The 24,822-nt window shown below is 71.9% G+C and carries 17 protein-coding genes and 1 pseudogene; 11 read left to right on the top strand and 7 right to left on the bottom strand.

The window, feature by feature from the left end; all coding sequences use genetic code 11:
* Positions 1-66 precede the first annotated feature (66 nt).
* Complete coding sequence (gene tgmA / locus ACIREI_RS37600; protein ID WP_301994635.1) at positions 67-258, top strand: putative ATP-grasp-modified RiPP; 192 nt, start codon at positions 67-69, stop codon at positions 256-258.
* 16 nt (positions 259-274) lie between these two features.
* Positions 275-1,249, top strand: coding sequence for an ATP-grasp ribosomal peptide maturase (gene tgmB, locus ACIREI_RS37595; RefSeq protein ID WP_403342959.1), 975 nt, complete (start codon positions 275-277; stop codon positions 1,247-1,249).
* Between the two features lie 6 nt (positions 1,250-1,255).
* Here the strand turns inward: tgmB and ACIREI_RS37590 are convergent, their stop codons facing one another.
* On the bottom strand, positions 1,256-1,474 hold the full coding sequence (locus ACIREI_RS37590; RefSeq protein WP_403342956.1) for a hypothetical protein: 219 nt from the start codon (positions 1,472-1,474) through the stop codon (positions 1,256-1,258).
* A gap of 113 nt (positions 1,475-1,587) precedes the next feature.
* Positions 1,588-2,049 (bottom strand): DUF2269 family protein, encoded by a 462-nt coding sequence (locus ACIREI_RS37585; protein WP_403342953.1) that lies wholly within the window; start codon positions 2,047-2,049, stop codon positions 1,588-1,590.
* Positions 2,050-2,206: 157 nt separating this feature from the next.
* On the opposite strand from ACIREI_RS37585, the gene ACIREI_RS37580 reads away from it, so the two are divergent.
* Together ACIREI_RS37580 and ACIREI_RS37575 are read left to right on the top strand one after the other, a co-directional pair.
* Positions 2,207-3,169: a GlxA family transcriptional regulator gene (locus ACIREI_RS37580; RefSeq protein ID WP_403342950.1), complete on the top strand. Its 963-nt coding sequence runs from the start codon at positions 2,207-2,209 to the stop codon at positions 3,167-3,169.
* Positions 3,170-3,277: 108 nt separating this feature from the next.
* Positions 3,278-3,625, top strand: coding sequence for a hypothetical protein (locus ACIREI_RS37575; RefSeq protein ID WP_403342948.1), 348 nt, complete (start codon positions 3,278-3,280; stop codon positions 3,623-3,625).
* Between the two features lie 13 nt (positions 3,626-3,638).
* Here the strand turns inward: ACIREI_RS37575 and ACIREI_RS37570 are convergent, their stop codons facing one another.
* From ACIREI_RS37570 to ACIREI_RS37560, 3 genes are read right to left on the bottom strand one after another with little or no spacing between them, the layout of a single operon-like run.
* Positions 3,639-10,967: a MupA/Atu3671 family FMN-dependent luciferase-like monooxygenase gene (locus tag ACIREI_RS37570; RefSeq protein WP_403342946.1), complete on the bottom strand. Its 7,329-nt coding sequence runs from the start codon at positions 10,965-10,967 to the stop codon at positions 3,639-3,641.
* Entirely contained in the window at positions 10,964-14,215 is a 3,252-nt protein-coding gene (locus ACIREI_RS37565; protein ID WP_403342943.1) for a type I polyketide synthase, read from the bottom strand. The genes ACIREI_RS37570 and ACIREI_RS37565 overlap by 4 nt, the downstream gene beginning before the upstream one ends.
* Positions 14,215-15,474, bottom strand: coding sequence for an MFS transporter (locus ACIREI_RS37560; RefSeq protein WP_403342940.1), 1,260 nt, complete (start codon positions 15,472-15,474; stop codon positions 14,215-14,217). Before ACIREI_RS37560 ends, ACIREI_RS37565 begins: the two co-directional genes overlap by 1 nt.
* 443 nt (positions 15,475-15,917) lie before the next feature.
* On the opposite strand from ACIREI_RS37560, the gene ACIREI_RS37555 reads away from it, so the two are divergent.
* Positions 15,918-16,688 (top strand): IclR family transcriptional regulator, encoded by a 771-nt coding sequence (locus tag ACIREI_RS37555; protein WP_403342937.1) that lies wholly within the window; start codon positions 15,918-15,920, stop codon positions 16,686-16,688.
* A 134-nt stretch (positions 16,689-16,822) separates the two neighbouring features.
* Positions 16,823-17,461 carry a TetR/AcrR family transcriptional regulator gene (locus tag ACIREI_RS37550; protein WP_403342934.1) on the top strand — a complete coding sequence of 213 codons (639 nt, stop codon included), beginning with the start codon at positions 16,823-16,825 and terminating at the stop codon, positions 17,459-17,461.
* Here ACIREI_RS37550 and ACIREI_RS37545 read toward each other — a convergent pair.
* A pseudogene (locus ACIREI_RS37545) lies at positions 17,449-17,900 on the bottom strand (aldehyde dehydrogenase family protein); the annotation flags it as partial. The gene ACIREI_RS37550 and the pseudogene ACIREI_RS37545 sit on opposite strands and share 13 nt — an antisense overlap.
* A 7-nt stretch (positions 17,901-17,907) precedes the next feature.
* Here ACIREI_RS37545 and ACIREI_RS37540 point away from each other — a divergent pair.
* The gene (locus ACIREI_RS37540) at positions 17,908-18,336 is read left to right on the top strand and encodes an EthD domain-containing protein (RefSeq protein ID WP_403342931.1); all 429 of its coding nucleotides are present in this window, start codon (positions 17,908-17,910) and stop codon (positions 18,334-18,336) included.
* Positions 18,337-18,348: 12 nt separating this feature from the next.
* On the opposite strand, the gene ACIREI_RS37535 is transcribed toward ACIREI_RS37540, so the two are convergent.
* Complete coding sequence (locus tag ACIREI_RS37535) at positions 18,349-20,475, bottom strand: alpha-galactosidase (RefSeq protein WP_403342928.1); 2,127 nt, start codon at positions 20,473-20,475, stop codon at positions 18,349-18,351.
* Positions 20,476-20,591: 116 nt separating this feature from the next.
* Between ACIREI_RS37535 and ACIREI_RS37530 the strand changes: the two genes are divergently transcribed.
* The 4 genes from ACIREI_RS37530 (at position 20,592) to ACIREI_RS37515 (ending at position 24,817) form a co-directional block, all read left to right on the top strand.
* Complete coding sequence (locus tag ACIREI_RS37530) at positions 20,592-21,629, top strand: LacI family DNA-binding transcriptional regulator (protein ID WP_403342925.1); 1,038 nt, start codon at positions 20,592-20,594, stop codon at positions 21,627-21,629.
* A gap of 106 nt (positions 21,630-21,735) precedes the next feature.
* The gene (locus ACIREI_RS37525; RefSeq protein ID WP_403342922.1) at positions 21,736-23,067 is read left to right on the top strand and encodes an ABC transporter substrate-binding protein; all 1,332 of its coding nucleotides are present in this window, start codon (positions 21,736-21,738) and stop codon (positions 23,065-23,067) included.
* 2 nt (positions 23,068-23,069) lie between these two features.
* On the top strand, positions 23,070-23,990 hold the full coding sequence (locus ACIREI_RS37520) for a carbohydrate ABC transporter permease (RefSeq protein WP_403342919.1): 921 nt from the start codon (positions 23,070-23,072) through the stop codon (positions 23,988-23,990).
* The gene (locus ACIREI_RS37515; RefSeq protein WP_403342916.1) at positions 23,987-24,817 is read left to right on the top strand and encodes a carbohydrate ABC transporter permease; all 831 of its coding nucleotides are present in this window, start codon (positions 23,987-23,989) and stop codon (positions 24,815-24,817) included. Before ACIREI_RS37520 ends, ACIREI_RS37515 begins: the two co-directional genes overlap by 4 nt.
* Positions 24,818-24,822: the final 5 nt, after the last annotated feature.

Here is a 24,822-nt window from a genome sequence, read left to right as displayed (position 1 = left end):
TCTTCGGACCGGAGGACGCCGCTGGGTGACCAAGCTCGATCGGAGCACACCTGTGAGGGAGAGACGATGCAACCGTTCGCGCTCAACTATGCACGGCCGGCAGCGGAGTTGGAGGTCACCGCTCCGTACGTCTACGACTCCGGTCTGCAGTTGAACGTGCTCCGTGACGGGCGGATAGCCGCCCGTGATCATGCTCTGTTGCGGGAGCTGGGGACCACGACGTCCACGGCGGGCTCGAAGACCCACTTCGACGACTGAACGCAGATCGGCGACGATGACCGTCTTGATTCTGACCAGCGAAGAGGACGTGACGGCGGACATGGTGGTCGTGCACCTGAACGCGTCCGGCGTCCCGGTGGTCCGGCTCGACCCCGCCGACCTGACCGGCGGGGTCGCCCTGTCGGGCGAGTATGTGCACGGCGCCTTCCGTGGCCATCTGTCGTCCGCGGGACGGCTGGTGGGCATCGACGGGCTGCGGTCGGTGTGGATGCGCCGGCCGGGGGCCGCGGCGGCCCGGGCGGTCATGCCCTCCGCCTGGCTGGCGGAGGAGGCCGAGCAGGCGCTGTACGGCATGCTGCGCGGGTGTGACGCCCGCTGGATGAACCATCCCGACGCGGCCCGCCGGGCCCGTTACAAGCCGTGGCAGTTGCGGGTGGCCCAGCGCTGCGGGCTGCCCGTGCCGGCCACGTTGATCACAACTTTTCCGCAGGCCGCCCGCGATTTCGCCGATCGCTATCCGGATCTGGTGGTCAAGCCGGTGTCCGGCACGCATCCGCAGGACCCGCCGCGGGCGGTGCCGACCAGCAGGGTGGCCCCGGACGCGGACTTCTCCGCCGTCGCGTTCGGGCCGACCCTGCTCCAACGGCGCGTCGCCAAGCGGGCCGACATCCGTCTCACGGTGGTGGGCGAGCGGCTGCTGGCCGCCCGCCGGACGACCGACCCGGAGGCCGAGGTGGACGTCCGCTTCGACGCGTCGGACGCGCCGTGGCGTCCCGTCGAGGTCGCACCGCGCGTCGCCGAGGCCGTCCGCGCGTACATGCGGGAGGCCGAACTCGCCTACGGGGCTTTCGACTTCGTGGAGGACGCCGACGGGACGTGGTGGTTCCTGGAGTGCAACCAGTCCGGTCAGTTCGGGTTCATAGAGGTGGACACGGGCCAGCCGATCGCCCTCGGCATCGCCGAGTGGCTCGCCCGGCCCGCCTCGTGGCGGCAGTCTCAGGTGAACGGCGCGAGCGCGCAGGTTCCCTGAGCGTGCTCAGAGCTGCGGCGAACCGGGCGGCAGGGCACCGCGCTGCCACGTCGGGGCCGGGGGGCCCGGGCGTCCGGGAGCCGGGGCGTGGCCGCCGGACTGCAGCAGCGGCTGCATGGCGAACTCCACTTCTCTGCTGACGCGTTCGGCCTCCCGGCGCACCTGCAGGGGGATGTCGCCGCGCTCCGCGATGAGCCGGTCGTAAATGGGGGAATCCTGGAACACCCGTCAACGCGCCTTTCATGTCGTGGCCCTGTGTGCATTTGGGCACGGCTGTCGAGTCTAGGCGCCGACGCACACTGAAGTACGAATTCTGCCAGAGCGCTTGACGACCGGGGTCAGGCACCCGTAGTCGAGCCGGGCCGGACGATCATCAGGACGGTGACGGTTGCCCACAGGAGGTTGAAGATGCCGGTGAACATGGCGAGTTGAACGGTCGCCGCGTGCTCGACGGGCTGCTCGGCGCCCAGCCTCTCGAGGAGTTCCTCCTGGCGGGGCAGGACGAAGGCGATGAGGATTCCGGCCGCCGCGGCGGTCAGGGCGATGGACGTGATGAGCCATCCGCTGCCCAGGACGCCCATGGCCAGGGCGGTGGCCAGGCCGAGGACGGGGACCGACACCCCGATGGTGGCGTAGACACGGCAGATGCGGTGCAGGAGCCGGACGGTGCCCACCGCCACCGCCCCGTCCGTCGCCGGGACGCGGCGCGCGGCCGGCGGGAACATGCTGGCCGCGACGGTGACGGGGCCGACGGCGACGATGGCGGCCAGGACGTGAAGGGTGAGGAGGATCTTGGTCACCCGCCCCACGCTAGGGATCGGCCGGGTGATCGGACAGAGGCTGAAACGACAGCTTTCAACGGGTTCTCGCCAGCCGTCCTGCACGCCACTTCAGCCCGTCCCGCCAGGGCCACCTGCACATACACTGGGTGGCGGGAATCCGCCTAGAGTGGCGTTCATGCACACCGTGGCGATCCTGGTTCTCGACAACGTGGTGCCGTTCGACATGGCGACGCCCTTCCAGATGTTCGGCTGGACCCGTCTGCCGGACGGCCGCCGCCCCTACCGGGTCCGGCTGTGCGCCGAGTCGCCGGAGGTGCCCACGGAGGGCTTCGCCCTGCGGATCGACCGCGGGCTCGACGGGCTGGTGGACGCGGACACGGTCATCGTGCCAGGCTGCGACGAGACCGGGCCGCCCTCCGCGCGTGTGGTGGCGGCCCTGCGGGAGGCGGCGCGGGCCGGCACGCGGATCGCCTCGGTGTGCGTGGGCGCCTTCGTGCTGGCCGAGGCCGGGCTGCTGGACGGCCTGCGGGCCACCACGCACTGGATGGCCACAGACGAGCTGGCGCGGCGCTTCCCGCGCGTCCAGGTGGAGCCGGACGTGCTGTACGTCGACAACGGGCAGGTCCTCACCTCCGCCGGGGCCGCCGCCGGACTGGACATGTGCCTGCACATGATCCGGCGGGACCTGGGGTCGGCGGTCGCCGCGCACACCGCGCGCATGGCTGTCGTACCGCTCGAACGGGAGGGCGGGCAGGCGCAGTTCATCGTGCACGAGCACCCGCCCGTACCGCGGGGTTCGGCGCTCGAACCGCTGCTGGAGTGGATCGAGGACAACCTGGCCGGCGAGATCACCCTCACGGCGATGGCGGAGCGGTCGGGAATGAGCGAGCGCACCTTCAGCCGCCGGTTCCGTGAGCAGACCGGCACGACTCCGCTGCAGTGGCTGCTGCGGGCGCGGGTGCGGCGGGCCCAGTATCTGCTGGAGAACAGCGACCACCCGATCGAACGGATCGCACGGCAGGCGGGGTTCGGTTCGCCCACGGCGTTCCGGGAGCGCTTCCGCCGGGTGGTCGGCACCACGCCGCTCGCCTACCGCTCCGCGTTCCAGGGAAAGGCCGCGGTCGGCGCCCAGTCATAACGGGTGACCCACCCTGATCAGTCACGGTGGGAAAAATCACCCGAGTCCACACGGTCCGTCAGCAGTTGGACAAGGGGTATCGATCCTCCCCAAGGACGGTGTACGCCCATGAACTGCTCCAGCCGCCTCCTCTGTGCCCTCTACATCGCCACGAGCGCGGGGCTCGCCTGGACCTCGGTCCTCACCTTCCGATACGGCCCCCTGTGGGGGGCCTGCCTGTTCGCCGCCGCGAGTCTCGTGCCGGTCATCGCCGTCGTACGGGAGACCGTGATCGGCGAACAGCGGCGGTGGCTGCTGGAGCTGATCGCACGGACCGGGCGCACCGGCGACGCCGCCGAGGCGATCGTCCGTGCGGAACTCGACTCGGCGTGCTGCGAGCGCTGGTGGACGAGCCTCGGCAGTCAGCACGACGTGACCTGTCGGCACGGGATGCCGCGCAGCAGCAGCGCCGCGTGAGCGTCCGCGACGGTCAGCGGCCGAGGGCCCGGTCGGCCTCCTCTCGCAGGAGGGCGACGTAGTCGCGGGTCCAGCCCTCGATCGTGGTGCGGTCCCACAGGTCGGCCGAGTACTCCACGAAGCCCTTCAGTTCGTCCCCGGCCGGGACCAGGCCGAAGCTGAGCTCGGTCCGGGCCGCGGCGGGCGCGAGGTCCTCGACGGCCGTGGTCAGTCCGGGCAGTGCCATCTCCGCGTCCAGCGTGCTCTGGTAGGCGAAGCCGACGTCCAGCCGGTCGGGCACGTCGACGCCCGTGCGTTCCCGCAACGCGGGGGCGATCCGGCGCACCGGCAGGGCGTGGTCCATGCACTCCACCGCCGTGCGGGCGACGCGGTCCGTCAACGCGGTGAAGGAACCGGCCGCCGCGTCCCGCACGCGCAGCGCGAAGCCGGTGATCGTGCAGGCCAGCAGGGATTCGAACTCCCGGCGCTCGCGGTTGGCGTAGGAGATGTTGAACATGACGTCGGCCTGTGCGGACTTCTGCGCGAGCATGCGGCCCAGGGCCGCGGCCGTGACCACGAAGGGCGTCGTTCCCCGCTGTCGCGCCAGTCGCTCGACGGCGGCCCGCACCTCGGCCGGCACGGTGAACATCACGGCGCCGCCCCGTCCGCTCGCCCGCTGCGGCCGGGGCCGGTCCAGTGGCAGGCCGACCGTGAACGGCACGCCGTCGAGCTCGCGGAGCCAGAACTCGAGTTTCCGTCCGTCGGCGGCCCCGTCGGCCTGCTCCTGCTGCCAGCGCGCGTACGTCACGGGCTGGCACCGCACGGGCGGCAGGGTGTCGGGTCCGCCCGTGACGGCGGAGCCGTAGAGCGCGGCCAGCTCCTTCAGCAGCAGGCTGACGGACCAGCCGTCGCAGGCGGAGTGGTGCAGGACGAGGAGCAGGACCCAGGTGCTCTCCCCTGTGCGCAGCAGTCGCAGCGCCACCGGGGTTCCGGCGGTGGGGTCGAGGGGTGTCTCGGCGGCCTCGGTACTGGCTTGTTCCAGTGCGGTCTGCCGCTCCCGTGCGGGAAGGGCGGTGAGGTCCTCGACCGGCAGCGGCACCGGTCGGGGCCGTAGCACCTGCTGCTCCCAGCCGTCGCCGTTGCGGGCGAGGCGGGTGCGCAGGCCCTCGTGCCGCTCGACGAGCCGGTTCAGGGCGGTGCGCAGGGACGCAGCGTCCAGGTCACCGGAGAGCGTGATCCGCAGGGCGACGTTGAAGACCTGGGGCAGGAGGTGGTCGGCGTGCACCGAGGCGAAGCGGGACTGCTGCGCGGTGGCGGGCGCCCGGCGCTCCACCGTGCCGGGTCCGTCGTCGGCCTCACCGGCCTCGCCCGCCGTCATCCCGCCCGCCACCGCCGCCAGTTGGGCCGTCATGGCTCGGAGCGTCGGCTCCTGGTAGAAGCCGAGCATCGGGTACTCGGTGCCGAATTCCTCCCGGACCTGATTGACCAGCCGCATCGCGGTGATCGAGTGACCGCCCAGCTCGAAGAAGGAGGCGTCGGCCGCGATGCCGTCGGCGTCGACGCCGAACTCGGCCGCCCACAGCTGCCGTACCCGTCGCTCGACGTCGGTGCGGTCGCCTTCCGCCGCGTGCCCGGCGACCGTGCTCGGCCTGCGTCCGGGTGGTGCGGACGTGACGAGGTCGGGGGCCGGCAGCGCGGATCGGTCCAGCTTGCCGTTGCCCGTCACGGGCAGGGCGGACAGGACCCGCCAGGCGCGCGGCACGAGGTACTCCGGGAGCCGGGCCGCCAGTTCCTCGGCCAGCAGGTCGGCGTACGCCTGCCGGTCGTCGGCCGCCGCGCCGATCGCGTCGGCGGGGACGGCATAGGCCGCGAGGTAGGCCTCACCGCGGTCGTTGCGGCGGGCCAGCACGGCCGCTTCGCGCACGCCGTCCAGAGCGTTGAGCACGCGGGAGACCTCTTCCGGCTCGACCCGGAAGCCACGGATCTTCACCTGGTCGTCGGCCCGGCCGCAGAACTCCAACGTCCCGTCGGCGCTCCAGCGGACGAGATCGCCGGTGCGGTACCTGCGGGCGTCCGGACCGCCGTCCGGGTCCGGCGGGAAGCGCTCCGCGGTGAGTTCGGGGCGGTGCAGATAGCCGCGGGTCACGCCCGGGCCGCCGACGTACAGCTCCCCCACCGTGCCGACGGGCACGGGGTTGCCGGACTCGTCGAGCACGCTCAGCCGTACGTTGTCGACCGGGCGCCCGATCGGGATCGGACGGGCGGGTTCCGGGCTCTGCGCGGACACGGTCTGGGTGGTGCACAGGACGGTGACCTCGGTGGGCCCGTACACGTTCACCGTCTCGTACCGGGCCTCGGGGCGCGGCCGGGTGCGCAGCACGTCTCCGCCGAGCAGCAGGTGGCGCAGCGGCGGCTGGTCGCCCGGCGGAAGCCGCAGCAGTTGTTCTCCCAGGGCGGTGGGGAGGATGGAGAAGGTGACGCGCTGCTCGCCGTACCACCGGGCCAGGGCGAGCGGATCCCTGCGGAGGTCCTCGTCGGCGATGGTGACCGAGGCTCCCGCGGTCAGCGCCGGCCAGATCTCCAGGAGCGAGGCGTCGAAGCTCTGGCTGCACACGACCGCGCTGCGGTCGCCCGGCGTGAGGGTGAAGCGCCGGTGCTGCCACTCGCACAGGTCGACGACGCCGCGGTGGGTCACCACGACGCCCTTGGGGGTGCCGGTGCTGCCCGAGGTGTACAGGACGCAGCACGGGGAGTGGTGGCCGGTGGCGGACGCGGCGCGCGGTGAGGGGTGCGCGGTCGCGTCGGGCGGTACGACGGCCACGCCCGCCGGCAGCTTCAGGGCGGCCGCGTCGTCGTGTGTCGACACCACGATCCGGGCCCCGCACTCGGCGACGACCTGCTCGGCGCGCGCCCGTCCGAGGGACGGATCGAGCGGCACGTAGGCGCGGCCCGCCTTGAGCGCGGCCAGCATGGCGACGACGAGGTCGGCGGAGCGGGGCAGCCATAGGGCCACCTCACCGCCTTCGGGCCGCCGCTCCCGCAGAACAGCGGCCAACTGCTCTGCACGATCGTTCAGTTGACGGTATGTCAGTCGACTGTCGCCGCTGATGACAGCGGTGCGGTCGGGCAGCGCGGCCGCCTGCCGGGCGACGAGGTCGTGGACGGTGGTGTCCGTGATCGGGCGGGCCGGGCCGCGCTGCCAGGACGGCGGTACGGGTTCTCCGTCGGCGGCGGTGTCGGCGCTGGTTGCCGGGGCGAGCCGGGACAGCGGTGTCTCGGGGGCGTCGACCGCTGCCGCGAGCAGGTCCCTGAAGGTGGCGAAGAACCGGTCGACGGTGGCCTCGTCGAACAGGTCGGTGTTGTACTCCAGGTGGCAGCGGATGCCGTGCGGCTGGTCGGTGAAGTAGACCGTGAGATCCGTCAGGGACTTGTCGGGCCCCGCGTCCAGCGGGGTGGCCTCGATGCCGGGCAGTTCGAAGCGGAACGGTTCCGCCCGCTGGAACTCGGCGAACGCCTGGAACACCGGTGTCCGGTCGACCGCCCGGGGCGGTGCGAGCTCGCGCACCACCCTCTCGAAGGGCACGCGCGCGTGGTCGTACGCGTCGAGGGCGACCGTGCGCACCCGGTCCAGCAACGTGCCGAAGGCGGGATCGCCGGACAGGTCGAGGCGCAGCGCGAGCGTGTTCACGAAGAACCCGAGCAGGTGCTCGGCCCGCTCGGGCCGGTCCGAGATCGGGGTGCCGACGACGATGTCCGTCTGCCCGGTGACCCGGTGCAGCATCGCCGCGTACCCGGAGAGCAGGGTCATGAAGAGGGTGCTGCGGCGGGCGCGGCTCAACTCGCGCAGTCGCCGGGAGAGTTCCCGGTCGAGGGTGTGGAAGACGGCCCGGCCGTTGGAGGTCATGGTCGCCGGGCGGGGCCGGTCGGTGGGGAGGGCGAGGACGGGCAGGTCGCCGCCGAGGGTGCGGCGCCAGTGGGCGAGGTCCTCGTCGGCCTCGGGGCTGTTCGCGGCCGCCGCCTGTTCCCTCGCGTGGTCGGCGTAGCTCCAGGTGAGTGCGGGCAGGTCGGGGGCGGTTCCGTCGCGTTCGCTGCGGTAGAGCGCGGAGAGGTCGCGGGCGAGGACGGTGGCGGAGGCCGCGTCGACCACGATGTGGTGGAGGGAGAGCACGAGGACGTGCTCCGCCTCGCCCAGCTGGACCAGTCGGGTGACGAACAGGGGGCCGGTCGCCAGGTCGTAGCGGCGCGCACTCTCGGCCGACAGGACGTCCTGGAGTGTGCGTCGAGGGCTGTCGGTGCCGTCCACGCACGCGAAGTCGGGCTCCGCGAACGCCCGCACGACCTGGCGTGGCCCGTCCCCGGTCTCCCGGAAGACGGTGCGCAGCCCCTCATGACGGGCGACGAGGCCGCGCAGTGCCGCGTGCAGGGCGGGTACGTCGAGGGGGCCGTCCAGGCGGATCGCCTTGACCTCGTTGTAGGCGGTGCGTCCGGGAAGGAGGCGCTCCAGGAACCAGATCCGTTCCTGGCCGGGCGACAAGGGGGCGTCGGCGGGGGCGACGCGTTCGCGGTGGGGCTCAGCCGCCCCGGTCGGCGCACCCGCCGGTTCGGCGGGGGCCGATCCGGCGGCGGGTCCCCGGCGGTAGCGGCGGCGCAGCGCGTCCAGCCGGGGCAGGCCCGCGCGCAGTTCGCCCGCCGCGACACCGAAGTCGACGAGCGCCACGATCTCGTCGGCACCGGCCGCGGTCACCGCGTCCACCACCGGGCGCGCGCTGTCCACGGTGCCGATCAGGGCACGCTGGTCGCAGTAGCGGCCGTAGGCGCGCCGGAACACCGTCTCCAGGTCGTCCTCGCTCAGGGCGGACAGGTCGATGCTGTGCCCGAGGCTGTTGGTGACGCCGCTGAACAGGGACAGGGACGCGCGCATGTACCGGGACAGCGGTTCGTACGCCTCGGTCCGCGCGGTGTCGTGGTCCTCGGCGAGATAGGTGTGCAGCAGGACGGCCACCCGCCCGGCGTCCGGGTCCAGGCCGTGGCGGGCCCGGGTGCGCCGGTAGCGGGCGATGTTCTCCTGGAGCTGTTCGACGGTCTGGGTCATCAGGTTGGTGACGACGCCCAGGTCGTGGCGGGCGGCGAGCTCGTAGGAGGCGGGGTTGCCGACCACGGCGGTGTAGAGGGGCGGGGCGTCCTGCACCGGTCGGGGGAAGAGCCGCAGCTCGGCCTCGCCGTCACCGGTCCTGCGGCGCACGGCGTCCCCGCGCCAGAACTTCCGTACCTCCTGAAGCTGTTCGTACATCAGCTCCTGGTGGCGGCCGAAACGGTCGGGGAAGAAGGCGAAGTCCTTGGCGCTCCAGCCACTGGCGACACCGATGCCGACACGCCCTCCGGAGAGGTTGTCGACCATCGACCACTCCTCGGCGACCCGGATCGGGTCGTGCAGCGGCAGGACCACGGAGCCGGCGTTGAGCCGGATGCGCTCGGTCTCGCGGGACAGCGCGGCGGCGAGCACGGCCGGGTTGGGGAAGAGGCCGCCGAAGGAGTGGAAGTGGCGCTCGGGCATCCACAGCGCATGGAAGCCGTGCCGGTCGGCGAACCGGGCGACGTCCATGAGGAGTTCGTACTGGCCGTCGCGCGGTGAGGACGCGTCCTGGGGGTAGTCGCCGAAGAAGTAGACGCTGAAGTCGGGCGTGCGCGCGCCGGGTTCGCTCGCGGCCCGCGTCCGGGATTCGGTGACGGCGGCGGCGTTCCAGGCCATCGCGGCCACTGGGGCAGGCGTCGGCGCAGGTGATTCCGGTAGCGGCGCAGGTGCTGCCGGTACCGGCGCCGGTCTCGGTGGCGCGGGCCGCCCGTCCGGGAAGAAGCCGGCCGTCCGCAGCTCGCGCAGCGCATCCCGTACGGCGTCCGCCACGAACTCGATGTCGCCGTCCGAGTGGGCGGTGGACAGGAAGAAGTTGCGCCACTCCCAGACGTGCACGCCGCGCAGCATCAGGTGGTGGTAGAGGAGCTCCATGTCGGCGCGGTGCTCGAAGCGGAACTGGGAGCCGAAGTGGCTCATCCGCAGCGGGTACTCCTCGGCCTCGAAGAAGCCGTTGAGCGTCGCGGCCAGTTCGGCGGTGCGCGCGTTGAGGCGTTCCTGCAGGTGCGGGCTGTGCTCCTTGAGGTGGGTCAGTACGGCGCGCGCGGCGACCATCGACACCGGGTGCTGGATGTACGTACCGCCGAAGAAGGTGGTGTCGGCGGGCGGGTAGCTGTCGTCGCCGTAGGACCAGAAGCCGCCGTCGACGCCGTCCATGATGTCGGCGCGGCCGGCGATGGCGCCGATGGGGAAGCCGCCGCCGAGGAGCTTGCCGTAGGTGGCGAGGTCCGGTGTGACGCCGTACAGCTCCTGAGCGCCGCGTGGGGCGGGGCGGAAGCCGGTCAGCATCTCGTCGAAGAGCAGCACGATGCCGTGGCGGCGGGTGAGTTCGCGCAGCCTGCGTACGAACTCGACCGGTTGGAGCGAGGGGTGTCTGCTCTGCACCGGTTCCACGACGACCGCGGCGATGTCGTCGGCGTGCCGGGCGATCGTCTCCAGGGCGGTGTCGCTGCCGTAGTCGAGGACCAGCAGGTCGGAGACTGCGGCCTGCGGGACGCCTCGGGAGACGGGCACGGTGAGCCGGTCGGCGCCGCTGCCCGAGGGGCGGCCGAGGACGTTGTCTGCGTGGCCGTGGTACGCGCCCAGGAAGGTGACGATCTTGTCGCGGCCGGTGGCGGCGCGGGCGAGGCGGATGGCCGCGGAGTTCGCCTCCGTGCCGGAGCCCGCGAACGCCACCCGCTCCAGACCGGTCAGTTCGGCCAGCAGCTCCGCCGCCTCGCCGGTCTCGCTGGTGCGGGGGCCGAGCTGGATGCCTCGGGACAGGTGCTCGCGGACGGCCTCGGTGACGAAGTCGGGTTCGTGGCCGAAGAGGAGGACGCCGAAGCCCATCGTGATGTCGACGTACTCGTTGCCGTCGACGTCCTCCAGCCGCGCCCCGCTCGCCCGCCGGCCCGCGAGGGGGTACAGCATCTCCTTGGTTCCGCTGCGGAAGCCGACGACGGCGCGGCTGTCGGCGAGGACGCGGCGGTAGCGCTGGGCGATCCGCTTGGAGGTCGGGGTTTTGGCGGTGTAGCGGCGTACGAGGTCGTCCAGGTGCTCCTGCTGGGAGCGCGGGGAGGCGTCCCGCACCATGCCGGAGGTCCTCGCCACCGTCACCCGGGGGCCGTGGACGCGCGGCTGTTCCGGGGCCGGGGCGGTGGCGGCGCCCATCTGCTCGGCGATGCGCTGCGAGAGTTCGGTCATCGCCGCCAGGTCCTGGTCCAGTGCGGCGGATATGCCGTTCAGCCCGGTCACTTGGCCACCGTGCCGTTGAGCCGCTCCGTCACCGAGGCCGTCTGGAGGGCGAGCAGTTGGGAGAGCTGGGACATCATCTGCAGCTGTATCTGTGACATCTGCTGGATCTTGTGGGCGAGGTCCTCCAGCTCCTCGCGGGTCGCGTACTCGGGTGCGGAAGCGGATGCGGTGGCGTCAGGGGCGGGCTCGGGAGTGGACGCGGGTGTCGGTGTGGGTGCGGGTTCGGGTGCGGTGACCCTGGGCGACACGGGCGCCGCCGACTCGGCCCGATCCACCGTGGGTTCAGTCGGCGCTGTCCCCGTCGCGTCCGGCATGCGGGCGACGATGAACCGCGCGAGCCGTCGTGGCGTACCCGTCTCCTCGAACAGCTGCCGCATCGTCACCTTGACCTGGTGCGCCTGCTCCAGCTCCCGCAGCACGCTGATCATCTGCAGCGAGTCGGCACCGAGGTCGAAGAAGGACGCGTCCGCGACGATCTCCGACGGATCCTCGCCGAGGTGCCGGGCGGTCGCCTCGACGATGCTGTGGAGTACCCGTGCGACCGCTGCCTCTTGCTGAACCACTTCGGCTTCCTCTCTCGCTGATCTTCCCGTGCTCAGGGCGGTCGGCTCCGGCCCTGTCCAGTAGTCCTTGTGCTGGAATCGGTATCCGGGCAGCGGGATGCGCCTGCCCCCGGTGCCGGCCAGGACCGCCCGCCAGCCGACGTCCGCCCCCGCGCAGTGCAGCCCGGCCGCCGCACCCCAGAGCGAGCCGAGCCCGCTGCCGCGGCGCAGCGACGGCAGCGACCGCACCTCGGGCAGTGCCCTGCGGGCCAGGCCGCTGAGGGTGGTGTGCGGACCGATCTCGAGGAGTGCGTCAGGCCGTTGTGCGCCGATGCCGCGCAACGCCTCGTCGAAACGGACGGGTTCGCGGGTGTGCCGTACGAAGTGGTCGGCGTCCGGGGTCCAGCCGGGCGGGCGGGTCACCCCGTCCAGGGCGCTGACGAAGGGGATGCGCACCGGCCGGAGGTCCACGTCGTCGAGGATCTTGCGGAACTCCTCCAGCATCGGTTCCATCAGGGCGGTGTGGAAGGCGCGGGTCCCCGTCAGCCGCCGCCCCGGTGTGCCGCGCTCGTCCAGCAGGGCGCAGGCCCGGTCCACGGCCTCGACGGACCCGGCGAGCACCTGGGCGCGCTCCCCGTTGGTCACGGCGACCTCCAGGCCGGGCACCTCGGCTGCCAGGGCGAGGGCGCTCCCCCGGTCGAGTGCCGCCGCCGCCATCGCGCCGGGGACGCAACGCCGCTGCATCAGCCGGCCGCGTTCGACGGTGAGGCGCAGTCCGTCGTCGAGCGACAGGGCTCCGGCGGCATGCAGCGCCGCGTACTCTCCGACGCTGTGTCCGGTCACGGCGTACGGTTCGATGCCGAGGTCACACCAGAGCCGGACGAGGGCGCACTGCAGGGCGAACAGTGCGGGCTGCGCGGTGTCGGTGTCGTCGAACGGCCCGGCGAGCAGGGGGTCGCCGGTGAGGGCTCGGTAGTGCTGCTCGCAGGCGTCGAGCACCTCGCGTACGGCGGGGAAGCGCTCGTGGAGGTGGTCGGCCATCCCCGGGTACTGGCTGCCCTGCCCGGTGAACTGGAACGCGACACGCGCGGGCCCCTCCTGCGGTGTCGTGCCCGTGGTGACCGTCGCTCCGGCTGTCCCGGCGAGCCAGGCGTCGAGGGTGTCGGCGAGGGCGGCCGGGGTGGAGCCGCGGGCCGCGAGCCGGTGGCGGCCGTGGGCACGGCCGAGGGCGGCGGTGGTGACGAGGTCCGCCAGGTGGGGTGCGGGTGGCTGCCGTAACCGGTCGCGCAGGGCGCGGACGTTGTCCGCCAGGGCGGCCTCGCTGCTCGCGGAGACCAGGAGCACGTCCGCGGGGGCGACGGCGTCGGTGCGGGGCGCGAGGTCGGGGGCCTGTTCCAGGATCAGGTGGACGTTGGTGCCGCCGACGCCCAGTGAGGTCAGGCCCGCGCGGCGGGGCACGTCGCTCTCGGGCCAGGGCCGGGCGGCCGTGGGTATGTAGAAGGGGCTGTCGTCGAGGTCGAGGCGGGGGTTGGGTTCGCTGAAGTTCGCCATCGGCGGGATGACGCCGTGCCGCAGGACCAGCAGGGTCTTGACGAGGCCGGCCAGTCCGGAGGCCGCGTCCAGATGGCCGATGTTGGCCTTGGTCGAGCCGAGGGCGCAGTAGCCGGTGCGGTCGGTGTCCTCGCGGTAGGCGCCGGCGGCGCCGGCGAACTCGATCGGGTCGCCCTTGAGCGTGCCGGTGCCGTGGGTCTCCAGGTAGCCGATGGTGTCGGCGCCGACGCCGGCCCGCCGCAGGGCCTGCCGGATGGCCGCGCGCTGGCCCTGTGCGCTGGGGGCGGTGAAGGCGGTCTTGTCCGCGCCGTCGTTGTTGACGCCCCAGCCGCGGATGACGCCGTGGATGGTGTCGCCGTCGGCGACGGCCCGGGTCAGCCGCTTCAGGACGACGGCCAGGACGCCCGTGCCGCCCACGGTGCCGTCGGCTCCGGCGTCGAAGGCCCGCAGACGGCCGGACTTGGAGAGGATCGATCCCTTGACGTAGCGGTAGCCCAGGGCCCTCGGCACATGGACGGCGGTGGCACCGACGAGAGCGATGTCGCAGTCGCCCATGAGCAGCGACTGCACGGCCGACTGCACGGCGACCAGGGAACTGGAGCAGCCCGTCTGGATGTTGACGGCGGGGCCGGTGAGGCCGAGCCGGTGGGCGACGCGGGTGGCCGTGAAGTCGGCGTAGTTGCCGACCGTGATCTGCATGCCGGTCATCCAGTCGGTGGCGGGCCGGCTGGGCAGGACGTTGTTGAGGAGGTGGTTCTGCAGGGCGTACAGGTGGTATCCCGCACTGGCGTACACGCCGACGCGGGTGCCGTCGCGTTCGTCCGGATAGCCGGCGTTCTCCAGGGCGTGCTGGGCGCATTCCAGGAACATGCGTTGCTGGGGGTCCGTGAGCCGGGCCTCGCGGGCGCTCATCGCGAAGTGCTGGGCGTCGAAGCCGGCGATGTCGTCGAGCACTCCGGAGGCGCCGACGAAATCCGCCGCCCGGTATTCCTCGGCGGGGACGCCGGCGGCGGCCAGTTCCTCGTGGGTGAATCGGGTGATGCGGTCCGTGCCGTCACGGACGATGCGCCAGAGTTCCTCGGGGGTGTCGGCGCCGGGCAGCCGGAAGGCCATGCCGATGACGGCCGTCCGCGGGTCGGAGTCGCTCGTGGTCATCAGCCGCGTCCCTCCGTCACCGTCGTCCTGTCCTGCCCGGCCGGCTCCTGGGCGCCGGGGTCTCGGGTGCGGCCCCGGCTCAGCAGCAGCAGGAGGAGGGCCGCGCAGAGCACGATCGCGAGGCCGTGGAAGGAGGCCACCACCTGCAGCGGGGAGAACGTCTCCAGCAGGGCGCCGCTGACGAGCATGCCCAGGCCGAAACCGGTGTTCTCGGCCGAGGCGGAGAGCCCGAAGAGGCGGCCGCGCTGTTCGTCGGGGGCGGTCTGCAGCCGCGACACGTAGACGATCTCGGTGAATCCGTCGGCGGCTCCGGCGACGAGCGCGGCGATGACGGCGGGCACGGTGGGCAGCCCGCTGAAGACCACGATGAACCCGGCCGACATCACACAGGCGCCGAGCGCGAACGCCCGCTCCCCCGGTGTGCGCCCGGTCTTCTTGGTGACCCGGCCGATCACCTGCTGGGCGACGATGTTGCCGAGCGCCCAGGTGGCCCAGAACTGGCTGATGAACGTGGCCGGATGGTCGGGGTCCAGGCCGCTGGAGTAGATCGGCAGGGCGACGTTGTGGGACGACGAGCCCAGCCCGTCGACCGCCCGGACGGCGATCATCGCCATCAGCAGCGGAGCCGTGCCCAGCAGCATCCGGGCCGTCCAGCGGGCGGCGCCGGAGGACTTCGCGGTGGCCCCGGCGACGGCGTCCGTGGCCGCCCTGGTGCGTACGGGCAGCAGGAACAGCACCGTCGCGGAGACCAGGAAGGTCGCGGCGTCCAGCGCGAACGCCGCGGAGTAGCCGAGCTGTGCCACCACCACGCCCGACGACGCGAACCCGGCGATCATGGCGAGCGAACGCCCGGTCACCAGCAGCCCGTTGGCGCGTACGCGGTGCTCCGCGCCGACGATCTCCGGGATGCTGCTGCGCAGGGCGACCTGGGACAGCGTCGAGCAGCCGCCGGTGACCACGGCCAGGACGTACAGCAGCCCGGTGCGGGTGCCCTCGGGGGCGAGCAGCAGCGTCAGCAGTGCCACGGCCTGGCACAGGTCGGCGCCGACCATCAGGCGCTTGCGGTCGTGGGCCGAGACGAGACGCCCGCTCACCCAGCCCGACACGACGCTCGTCGCCAGCCGTACGGCCATGAAGAGGCCGGCCGCCAACGCGCTGCCCGTGGCGTCGTAGACGAAGACGTTGAGCGCCACCATGTTCAGGTAGCTGCCGTACGCCGAGATGCCGTTGCCCACGACGAGCAGGCGGAAATGCCTCATGCGCCTTCCTCTGGTCTGCATGAAGGGTGGGAGTGATGTGAGGCCCGGGATGTGCCGCTCGCCGGCTCAGTGGCGGCGCGCGGTCCAGGCGGACGGCAGGTCGTGGTGCGGTCGCCCGTCGCGTCCGCCGCGCGGGAAGCGATGCCGCGGTGCCGCAGGCCCGGTCAACGGCCCCGACCGCTCTCGGTGCGCCGGTGCGCACCGCTGTCGCACGGCCTGTTCCTGCCCCCATTGCCGACCCAGCACAAGAACCATTCCCCCCAGAGGCCACCGGACAGCGGCCATCGGTCCGCCACCCAAGCAGACCCGGACACGGCCGTTCAAGGATCCGAGCAGGTCCAGACTATTTCCGGTCCGGATTTGGCGATTTCGGATCACCCCGCCCGCTCCCGGCTGACCGCACCGATCACCTCCACCTTGCTGTAGCTTCTGCTCCAATTGGGATGTTCGCTACGGACCACCACGGCACGGGCGTGCGCAGTGTGCGGCGGGCGCTGGACATCCTCGGGCTGCTGAGCGAGGAGCGCCCCGTCATCACCCTGCGGGAGATCACCGAGGCGACCGGACTGGCCAAGACGACGGCGCTGCGTCTGGTGCAGACCCTGGAGGAGTGCGGTCTGCTGTGGTCGCACCCGGTCGGCTACACGGCCGGACCCGGCCTGTGGCGCTGGGCCTATCTCGCCCGCAGCCAGTGGGAGGTGCCGCGCGAGACCCGCAAGGTCATGCGCGAACTCGCCGACCGGCTGGGCGAGACAGTCAACATCTTCGTCGCCCGGGATGTGAGCCGTGTCTGCGTCGCGCACGAGGAGAGCCCGCACCCGCTGCGCCATGTCGTCGACGTCGGCGACGAACAGCCCCTGTGGGCCGGCGCCTCGTCCAAGATCCTGCTGCGCGACGCCTCCGACACCCTGCTGCGCCGGGTCGCCGCGTCCTCGCCCCACGGCGAGGAGCACGCCGGCCGGCTGCGCGAGCGGGCCCAGGAGGCCGCGCAACGCGGATATGCGGTCAGCAGCAGCGAGTTCGACGACGGCCTGACCGCCGTCGCCGTCCCGGTGACCAGCCGCACGGGCAAGGTCATCGTCTCCCTCTCCCTGAGCGGCCCCAGCTACCGCTTCCCCTACGAGGCGGTCGAACGCTTCGCCACCGACCTCGCGGAAGCGGCCACGCTCATCTCCGCCCAGGGCTTCAGCCACCCGCTCAACCAGGGCCGCTGAACCCTGGGCCGCCCGGGCGGCTCGTTCCGGGTCGCCCGCCGCTGCCGTAGGGGCCGTTCCAATAGAGTGGACGCATCAGAAGATGATCACTCAACGGTGGTCGACGGCGCCCCGTACGACCGGAGAGGCACCCCATGACCAGGCCGCAGACGGCGCGCAGGAAGCGTGCGAACGGGGTGGAGTCGCGGCAGCGCATCCTGGACGCCGCCGTGGAGATCGCCGGCGAGCGCGGCTACGACGGCACCTCCATCGCGGCCGTCAGCGCCAAGTGCGGGCTGCCGGCCAGCTCGATCTACTGGCACTTCAAGGACAAGGACGACCTGATCGCCGCGGTCATCGAGCGCAGCTTCGAGGCCTGGCTGACGGCCGTCGAGCTGCCGGGCGACGACACCGGTACGCCGCTGGAGCGGGTCACCGCCATGGCCGCGAACGTGGCCAGGTCGCTCGTCGACGCACCCGACTTCCTGCGCCTCGGCCTCATGCTCGCCCTGGAACGGCGCCCCACCGAACCGCGGGGCCGCACGGTGTTCCTCCAGGTCCGCGACATCACCCACCAGAAGATCGCCGAAGTGCTCACCGCCCTGTTCCCGGGCCTGGACGAGGACGCCGTACACACCCTCACCATCTACACCGTCGCCGGCGCCGACGGCCTGTTCGTGCACAGGGAGGTCACCGGCGACGCCGTCGATCTGGTGGCGCTGTTCGAGCTGCACGCGCGGCTCGTCCACGACGCGGCGGCCCGCATGGCGGCGGCGCGCTCTCAGAAGGGGTAGTGCGCCTGCTCGGTGGCGAGCGTGACCCAGCGGATGTGAGAGAAGGACTCCAGGTCCAGCGTCCGCCGAAGCGGCCGTAGCCGGAGGCAGCGAGTCCGCCGAAGGGAGCCTGCGGCTCGTCCCCCACCGGCTGGTCGTTGACGTGCACGATCCCGGTGCGGATACGGCGGGCCACCTTCAGCCCGCGGGTGCCGTTCTCGGTGAGGATGCCGCAACTGAGCCCGTGCTCGGTGTCGTTGGCCGGCGCCACGGCCTCGTCGTCGTCCTTGAAGGGCCGGATGGCGACGACGGGTCCGAAGGCCTCGGTGTGGTGCATCGCCGCGTCCTCCGGCAGATCGGTCAGGACGGTCGCCGGGTGCAGGGCCCCTTCCGGCACACCGCCACCGGTGAGTACGCGCGCGCCTGTGTCGACGGCGTCCGTGACCAGGGCGGGCGCCCTCAACGACATGCCCAGCGCCCCGGCCCTGCCGGCCCGCCCCGTCGCCCTCATGCCGCCACCGGCCGCCGCGGGCGAGGGCGACGGCCGGGCGAAGGTGCTGCACTTCATCCGCGGGCGGGACGGGCTGGACCTGGACGAGTTCACCGAGCGCCGGCAGACCGCCCACGAGAAGACCCTGGCCGACGAGCAGCCGCCGTCACCGCCGTTGCGCGGTTACGTCCAGCACCGCCAAGTGCCGGGAGCCAAGAAGGCGTTGCGCCACTTCGACGGTCGCGAGACACCCCTGTACGACGGAGTCGGCGCCCTGTACTACGACTCCCCGGACGACGCGCTCACCCACTTCCCCGCCTACGAACGCGCGCTGCGGAGCACGCCGCCGGGGCCGGCGGCCTCTACGACCCCTCACGGTCGTTCGTCCTGTACTGCCGGGAGGTGACCATCTTCCCGGTCACGTGAGACGGACCAACAGGACACCGGGCGTGCGCGGCACCGACACCCGCAGTCCGTCCCCGTCCCAGACCGCGGAGCCGGTCGGCGCGGAGGACGGGTGCAGGACCTCCGCGCCGACCTCCCGGCCCGCCAAGTGCCGTACAGGCAGGCGCAGTTCGGACTCGCCGCCGCGCCGCCAGACCGTGAGGTACGAGGTGCGGTCGTCGGGCGTCCGCATCCCTAGGGCCAGCCACTCGTCCGTCCACCCCGGCAGACCCAGCGGCCAGAACGGCACGGCTCGCGCGAGGTCCGGGCGGATCGACTTGTACGTGCTCACCACCTCCCGCACGAGGGCGAGTTGGCGCCGCGACATCCGGTCGAGATGGCCCGACAGATGGATCCGCCCGAGCAGCGCCCCGCCCAGGGTGAAGGCGATCAGGTCGTCGTCGTACTCGGGCTGCGGGTACGCCCAGACGGCGCCCTGCTCGGGCGGTACGGCCGTCGGCGCGGCGGCGGCGATCGGCGGGTAGCGCAGCGGGTCCTGCTGGTCGCTGGTGGACTGGAGCTGGGACACCGCCAGCGTGGCCGCGTCCATCCGCATCCCGCCCGAGGCGCAGTTCTCGATCACCAGCCGCGGATGCCGGTCCAGCACCTCGGAGAGCCAGTCCAGGTAGGCGTGGGCGTGCCCGAGCAGCCCGGCTCCCGGTGCGAGGTCCCCTGGGGCCAGGGTGCCCGGATCGATCACGATGTTGTAGTCCAGCTTGAGGTAGCCCACGCCCCAGTCACCGACGATCCGGTCCACCGTCTTGTCGAGGTGTGCGCGGGCCGCCGGATGGCGCAGGTCGAGCTGGTGGCGGCCCTGCTCGGTGAGGCGTACGCCGTCGCGTTGGAAGAAGGCGTCCGGCGGGAGCGCGGCGGCGACCGGGCTGTGTACGCCGACGACCTCCGGCTCCAGCCACAGCCCGGGCACCATGCCGCGCTCCCGGATGCGGTCCAGGACCGCCCCGATGCCGCCGTCGGGGAAGCGGCGCGTCGAGGGCAGCCACTCGCCGACACTGTCCCACCAGCCGCCGTCCGCCGAGTCGTCGTACCAGCCGGAGTCCACGCAGAAGTACTCCGCGCCCGCCTCGGCCGCCGCGTCGATCAGGGGCAGCAGCTTCTCGGTGGTCGGGTCGCCCATGAGCGTGTTCATGTAGTCGTTGAAGACGACCGGGAGTGCCGTGTGGTCGGGGTGCGGGCGGCGCACGGCGCGGCGGTACGAGGTGAGCGCACCCATGGCCTCGTCGAACCCGGAGCCGACGGCCAGCACCCCCGGCACGGTGGTGAAGTCCGCGCCCGGCGCGAGCCGGACCCGCCACTGATGCTCCGCGTCCGTGGGGCCGTTCAGCGCCAGGTACGTGCCGTGCGCGCGTTCGCCCAGGTCCCAGCGCCAGCCGGCCGGCGACTCGATCTGCCACAGCCAGGTTTGGCCGCTCCCCCGGTCCGTCAGCGCGCCCATCGCCAGGTGACCGTCGGTGGGCCAGCTGCCGCGCCCGGCGAGGACGAGGGCGGCCCGGCTGTCGTGCTGGTGGGCGTCGACGTTGATGTCGGCGACGGTGTCGCGCAGCGGCTCGGCGTACCAACGGCACTCCGCGAGCCAGTCGTTGCGGGCCCGGTGCACGTCGAGGGCGTCCGGTGCGGGCAGGCCGCCGATCAGCAGGCTGCTGACGGACTGGACGACGAGGGGCTCGGGGCCGTCGTTGCGCAGCCGCACGCGGGAACGGAGCACCGGCAGTCCGCTGGGGGACGTCAGCTCGACGAACGCCGTCAACCCGGTGGCCGGGTCGTGGAGCTCGACGGTCAGCCACTCCCCCTCGCCCCGGCTGCCGGTGCGGTGGTCGCGGTACTTCAGGCGCGTTCCGAACGCCGTGCCGGTGAAGCGCGGCCCGGACCAGGCGCTGCCGTGCCCGAAGGCGGTCAGCTCGACGAGCGGGAGGGCGGCCTCCGCGTCGGCGACGCGCACGTCTCCCGGTCGGCCCAGTGCGACGAGCCTCGGTGTTCCGTCACCGGCGAGGGCGAACCGGACCCGCAGCGCCGCGTGCCCCCAGCTGAACTCGTCATGCGGCCGGTGGAAACCCTCCCGCGCCACATCCGCCGTACTGGTCAACGTGCCTTCCCCTCCCGACCCCGCCTGCCCTTACCGCAGGCGGCGGTCGCGTCAGCCGCGTGAATCACTCGTTACGGTCTCTTGACGTTCCTGATGTGACCGGTCACAATCCTGGCATGAATGTGACCGGTCACACAAGGCGCCCGGCGAGCATCAGGGACGTCGCGACCGCCGCCGGCGTCTCGTACCAGACCGTGTCCCGGGTGATCAACGGCCATCCCAGCGTCAAGCCGACCACCCGGGACCGGGTGCTCGCCGCCATCGACGAACTGGGCTTCCGGCGCAATGCCACCGCGCTCGCCCTGGCCAGCGGACGCAGCAGGGCCGTGACCGTGCTCACCGCGAACACCACGCACTACGGCTACGCCTCGATCCTCCAGGGCATCGAGGAGTCCGCCCGTGCGGCTTCCTACGCGGTCGGGATCGGCGTACTGGAATCGGCGGACGACGCCGCCGTCGCCGCCGAGGTGCAGCGGGCGGCGGACGCGGGCGGCGGGCTGATCGTGATCGCCTACGACCCGGCCGGTGTGCGGGCGCTGAGCGCCGTCCCGGCCGAGCTCCCGGTCGTCGGCGTGGTCGAGACCCCGGCGAGCCCGCCCGGTGGCGACCGCCCCTGGGTGTGGACCGACGACCGCGAGGCCGCCTACCAAGCGACCCGCCACCTGCTCTCCCTGGGTCATAAGACGGTGCACTACGTCGCCATCCCGTCCAGCACCCGGCGCACCAGCGCCCGCACCAGCGGCTGGCGTCAGGCCCTGAAGGAGGCCGGGGCGCCCGAACCCCGCCCCGTGCAGGGCAGTTGGGGCCCCGCGGGCGGCCACGCGGCGGGCTTGAAGCTGGCGCGCGACCCGGCCGTCACCGCCATCCTGTGCGGCAACGACGACCTCGCGCTCGGGGTGCTGCGCGCCCTGCACGAGGCCGGCCGTGCCGTCCCCGGCGACGTCAGCGTGGCCGGGTTCGACGACGCCCCGCACTCGGCCTTCCTGACCCCGTCGCTGACGACCGTACGCCTGGACTTCACCGGACTCGGGCGGTCCGCGTTCGCCCTGTTGCACGGGGTGCTGGAGGAGGCCGCGCAGATCGCCCCGCATCCCGTCTCCGTACCGGAGCTGGTGGTCCGGGAGAGTTCGGGGCCGCCCTCCGCCACAGCCTGAGCGCGTCGCACGACTCCTGAAGGCGCCGCTTCGTCCCGAACTCGCCGCACGAGCACCGCTGTTCTGATTCCTGCTTCCTGAACCACCCGTTCGCGAAAGGCACGTGATGAAGACAAGAGCTCTCTCTACCCTGGCGCTGATAGGCGCCCTCGGCCTCGCCGCCACCGCGTGCAGCGATCCGACGGCCGGCTCCTCCGGCGACTCGGGCGCGGACGGGAAGCAGGCCGCCGTCGATCCGACCGCGCGCCTGGACGGCGTGCAGCTGACGATGTGGACGGCGCAGAACACGGTCAACGCCCCCAAGCAGGTCATCGAGGCTTTCGAGAAGGCCACCGGCGCGAAGGTGGAGACCCAGGCGATCCCGGATCTGTACGAGCAGAATGTGCCGACGAAGCTCGCCTCCGGCGACCGCCCGGACCTGATGTTCTGGCAGCCTTCCATCTCCACGCTGCCGTTCATCCAGCCGCAGCAGAACCTCCTCACCCTCGACGGTGAGCCGTGGGAGGCCAAGCTCGGCGACACCGAGAAGTCGCTCGGCATGATCGACGGCAAGCGGTACGCCGCGATCGTCACCAGCCCCGCCATGCTCGGCGTCTACTACAACAAGGACGTCTTCGAGCGGGCCGGGCTGAGCGAGAAGGACTTCCCGAAGTCCTACGACGAGCTGCTGGCGCTCGGCCGGAAGGTCGTCGACAAGACGGACGCGGCCGCCTTCTACGAGGCCGGCGGCGACAAGTGGCCGCTGCAGTGGCAGATGCAGGTCCAGCTCACCGACCTCGACGAGCAGTGGTGGGACGGGCTCAACAAGAACGAGGAGAAGTGGACCGACCCGGTCGTCGTCGGCGCGATCAAGAAGTACAAGGAGAAGCTGCTCGACGCCGGGCTCGCGCAGAAGAACCACCGCACCGGCACCTTCACCGGGCAGGCCGACGCGCTGTGGAAGGGCGAGGCCGGCATGGTCCTCAACGTCACCTCCTTCCAGAGCCAGTTGCAGGCCAAGTACTCCACCGCCGAGATCGACAAGAAGATCGGCTGGTTCCCGGTCGCCAACTCCTCGGCGACCGGCATGTACTCGCCCGACCAGACCAACGGTGTGGTCGCCTTCAAGACCGGTGACGCCAAGCGGCAGAACGCGGCCCGGCAGTTCCTCGCCTTCTGGCTCGGCCCGGACTACGCCGACTACATCAAGGCGATGAAGATCCCGTCCGTGCAGCCGTCCGTGCCCACGCCCGACGGGCTGCCGCAGACGTCCAAGGCCCAGGTCGCGGCCCTGCCCACCGCCATCGGCGTCTTCCAGGCCAAGGCGATCGTCGCCCCGGACACGCACCTCTACCTCGCCGACATGATCTTCGGCAAGAAGAGCCCGCAGCAGGTCGCCCAGGCGATCCAGGACCAGTTCGCGCAGGTGGCCAAGGCTCAGGGCGCGCCCGGGTTCTGACGATGACTCACACGGTCGTACGCGCCGAGCACACGCCGGTGAAGGGCGCGCCGAAGAAGGTGGGGCGGCTGCCGCGCGCCGCCGTCCACCACCCCTGGTGGTTCGCGCTTCCCGCGATCGTCGTCTTCGCGGGCTTCTTCCTGGTACCCAACCTGCTCAACTTCTACTACCCGTTCACCAACTGGTCCTCGTACCACGCGGACATCGCCTTCACCGGCCTGGACAACTTCCGGACGATCGCCGACGACGGCTCGCTGCTCCGCGCGATCCGCACGACCCTGCTGTACGCGCTGCTGGCCGCGCTGTTCCAGAACGGCTTCGGGCTCGGCCTCGCGCTGCTCCTGGAATCCGACAGCCGCTTCAACCGGTTCTTCCGGGCGGTCTTCTTCCTGCCGGTGCTCATCTCGGCGCTCGCCACCGGTTACGTCTTCCAGGCGCTTCTCGACCAGGACGGAGCCGTCAACTCCGTGCTCGGCACGGACATTCCGTGGCTGGGGTCGACGACCTGGACCCTCGTCGTCGTGACCCTCATCCACGGCTGGAAATGGATGGGCCTGTCCATGCTGATCTACCTGGCCGGTCTCAAGGGCATCCCCGGCGACATGCTCGAAGCGGCCCGGATGGACGGCGCCGGACCCTGGCGGACCTTCTGGTCGGTGCGCTGGCCGATGCTCGCGCCGGCCGTCACCTTCAACGTCACCACCGCGCTGATCGGTTCGATGAACACCTTCGACATCGTGCAGGCCACGACCGGCGGCGGACCGGCGGCCTCCACGGAGGTCTTCAACATCTACATGTTCCGGATCTTCGGACAGGGCCTGTACGCCCAGGCCTCAGCGATGAGCCTCGTGCTCTTCCTGGTCGTGGTCGCGGTGGCGATCCCGCTGGTCGTCGGCCTGCGGCGAAGGGAGCAGCTGCTGTGAACCCGTCCGTCGCCTGGCGGTACGGCCGCCCCGCCCTGGTCCTGCTGCTCGCCGGTCTCGCGGTCGGCGTACCGCTGTGGCTGGTCGTCGTCACCTCCGCCAAGCCGCAGGCGGAGGCCATCAAGCCCAACCTCGACCTGCCGCGCACCTGGCAGCCCGCCGACAACTACGCGGACGCCGTCAGCCAGGGCGAGATGCTGCGCGGCTTCTTCAACTCCCTGCTGGTCGTGCTGCCCTCGGTCGTCCTGGTCCTGCTCCTCGGGGCCGGCGCCGCCTGGGTCTTCGCGCGCCGGAAGTCGAAGCTGGTGTCGACGGCGTACGCGCTCTGCATCAGCGGGCTGCTGCTGCCGCCCGCGGTCATCACCATCGTGATGGAGCTGCGGCAGCTGGGCCTGGCGAACAGCCGGCCCGGCATGATCGCCGTCTACACCGGCATGTACCTGTCGACGTCGATCTTCTTCATGACCGGCTTCATCCGTGCCATCCCCCTGGAGTTGGAGGAGGCGGCCCGGATGGACGGGGCGACGCCGTCGCGGATCTTCTGGCGGATCATCCTGCCGCTGCTGCGCCCGGTGATCGCCACCGCGACGATCATGGTGATGCTCTACGCCTGGAGCGATGTCTTCTACGCCTTCTTCGTCCTCGGCGGCGGCGAGCGGGCCACCCTCCCGCTCAACCTCTACCAGGTCGCCAGCGCCCAGCTCTACCTCAACAACTGGCATCTCGTCTTCGCGTACGTCGTGGTGATGAGCCTGCCCATGGTCGCCGTGTTCCTCGTCGGCCAGCGAAAGATCGTGTCCGGAATCACCAGTGGAGCCGTCAAATGACCGGA

The organism is Streptomyces sp. NPDC093591 (assembly GCF_044764885.1).
Taxonomy (GTDB): Bacteria; Actinomycetota; Actinomycetes; order Streptomycetales; family Streptomycetaceae; genus Streptomyces.
This window is presented reverse-complemented; position numbering and strand designations above follow the sequence as displayed.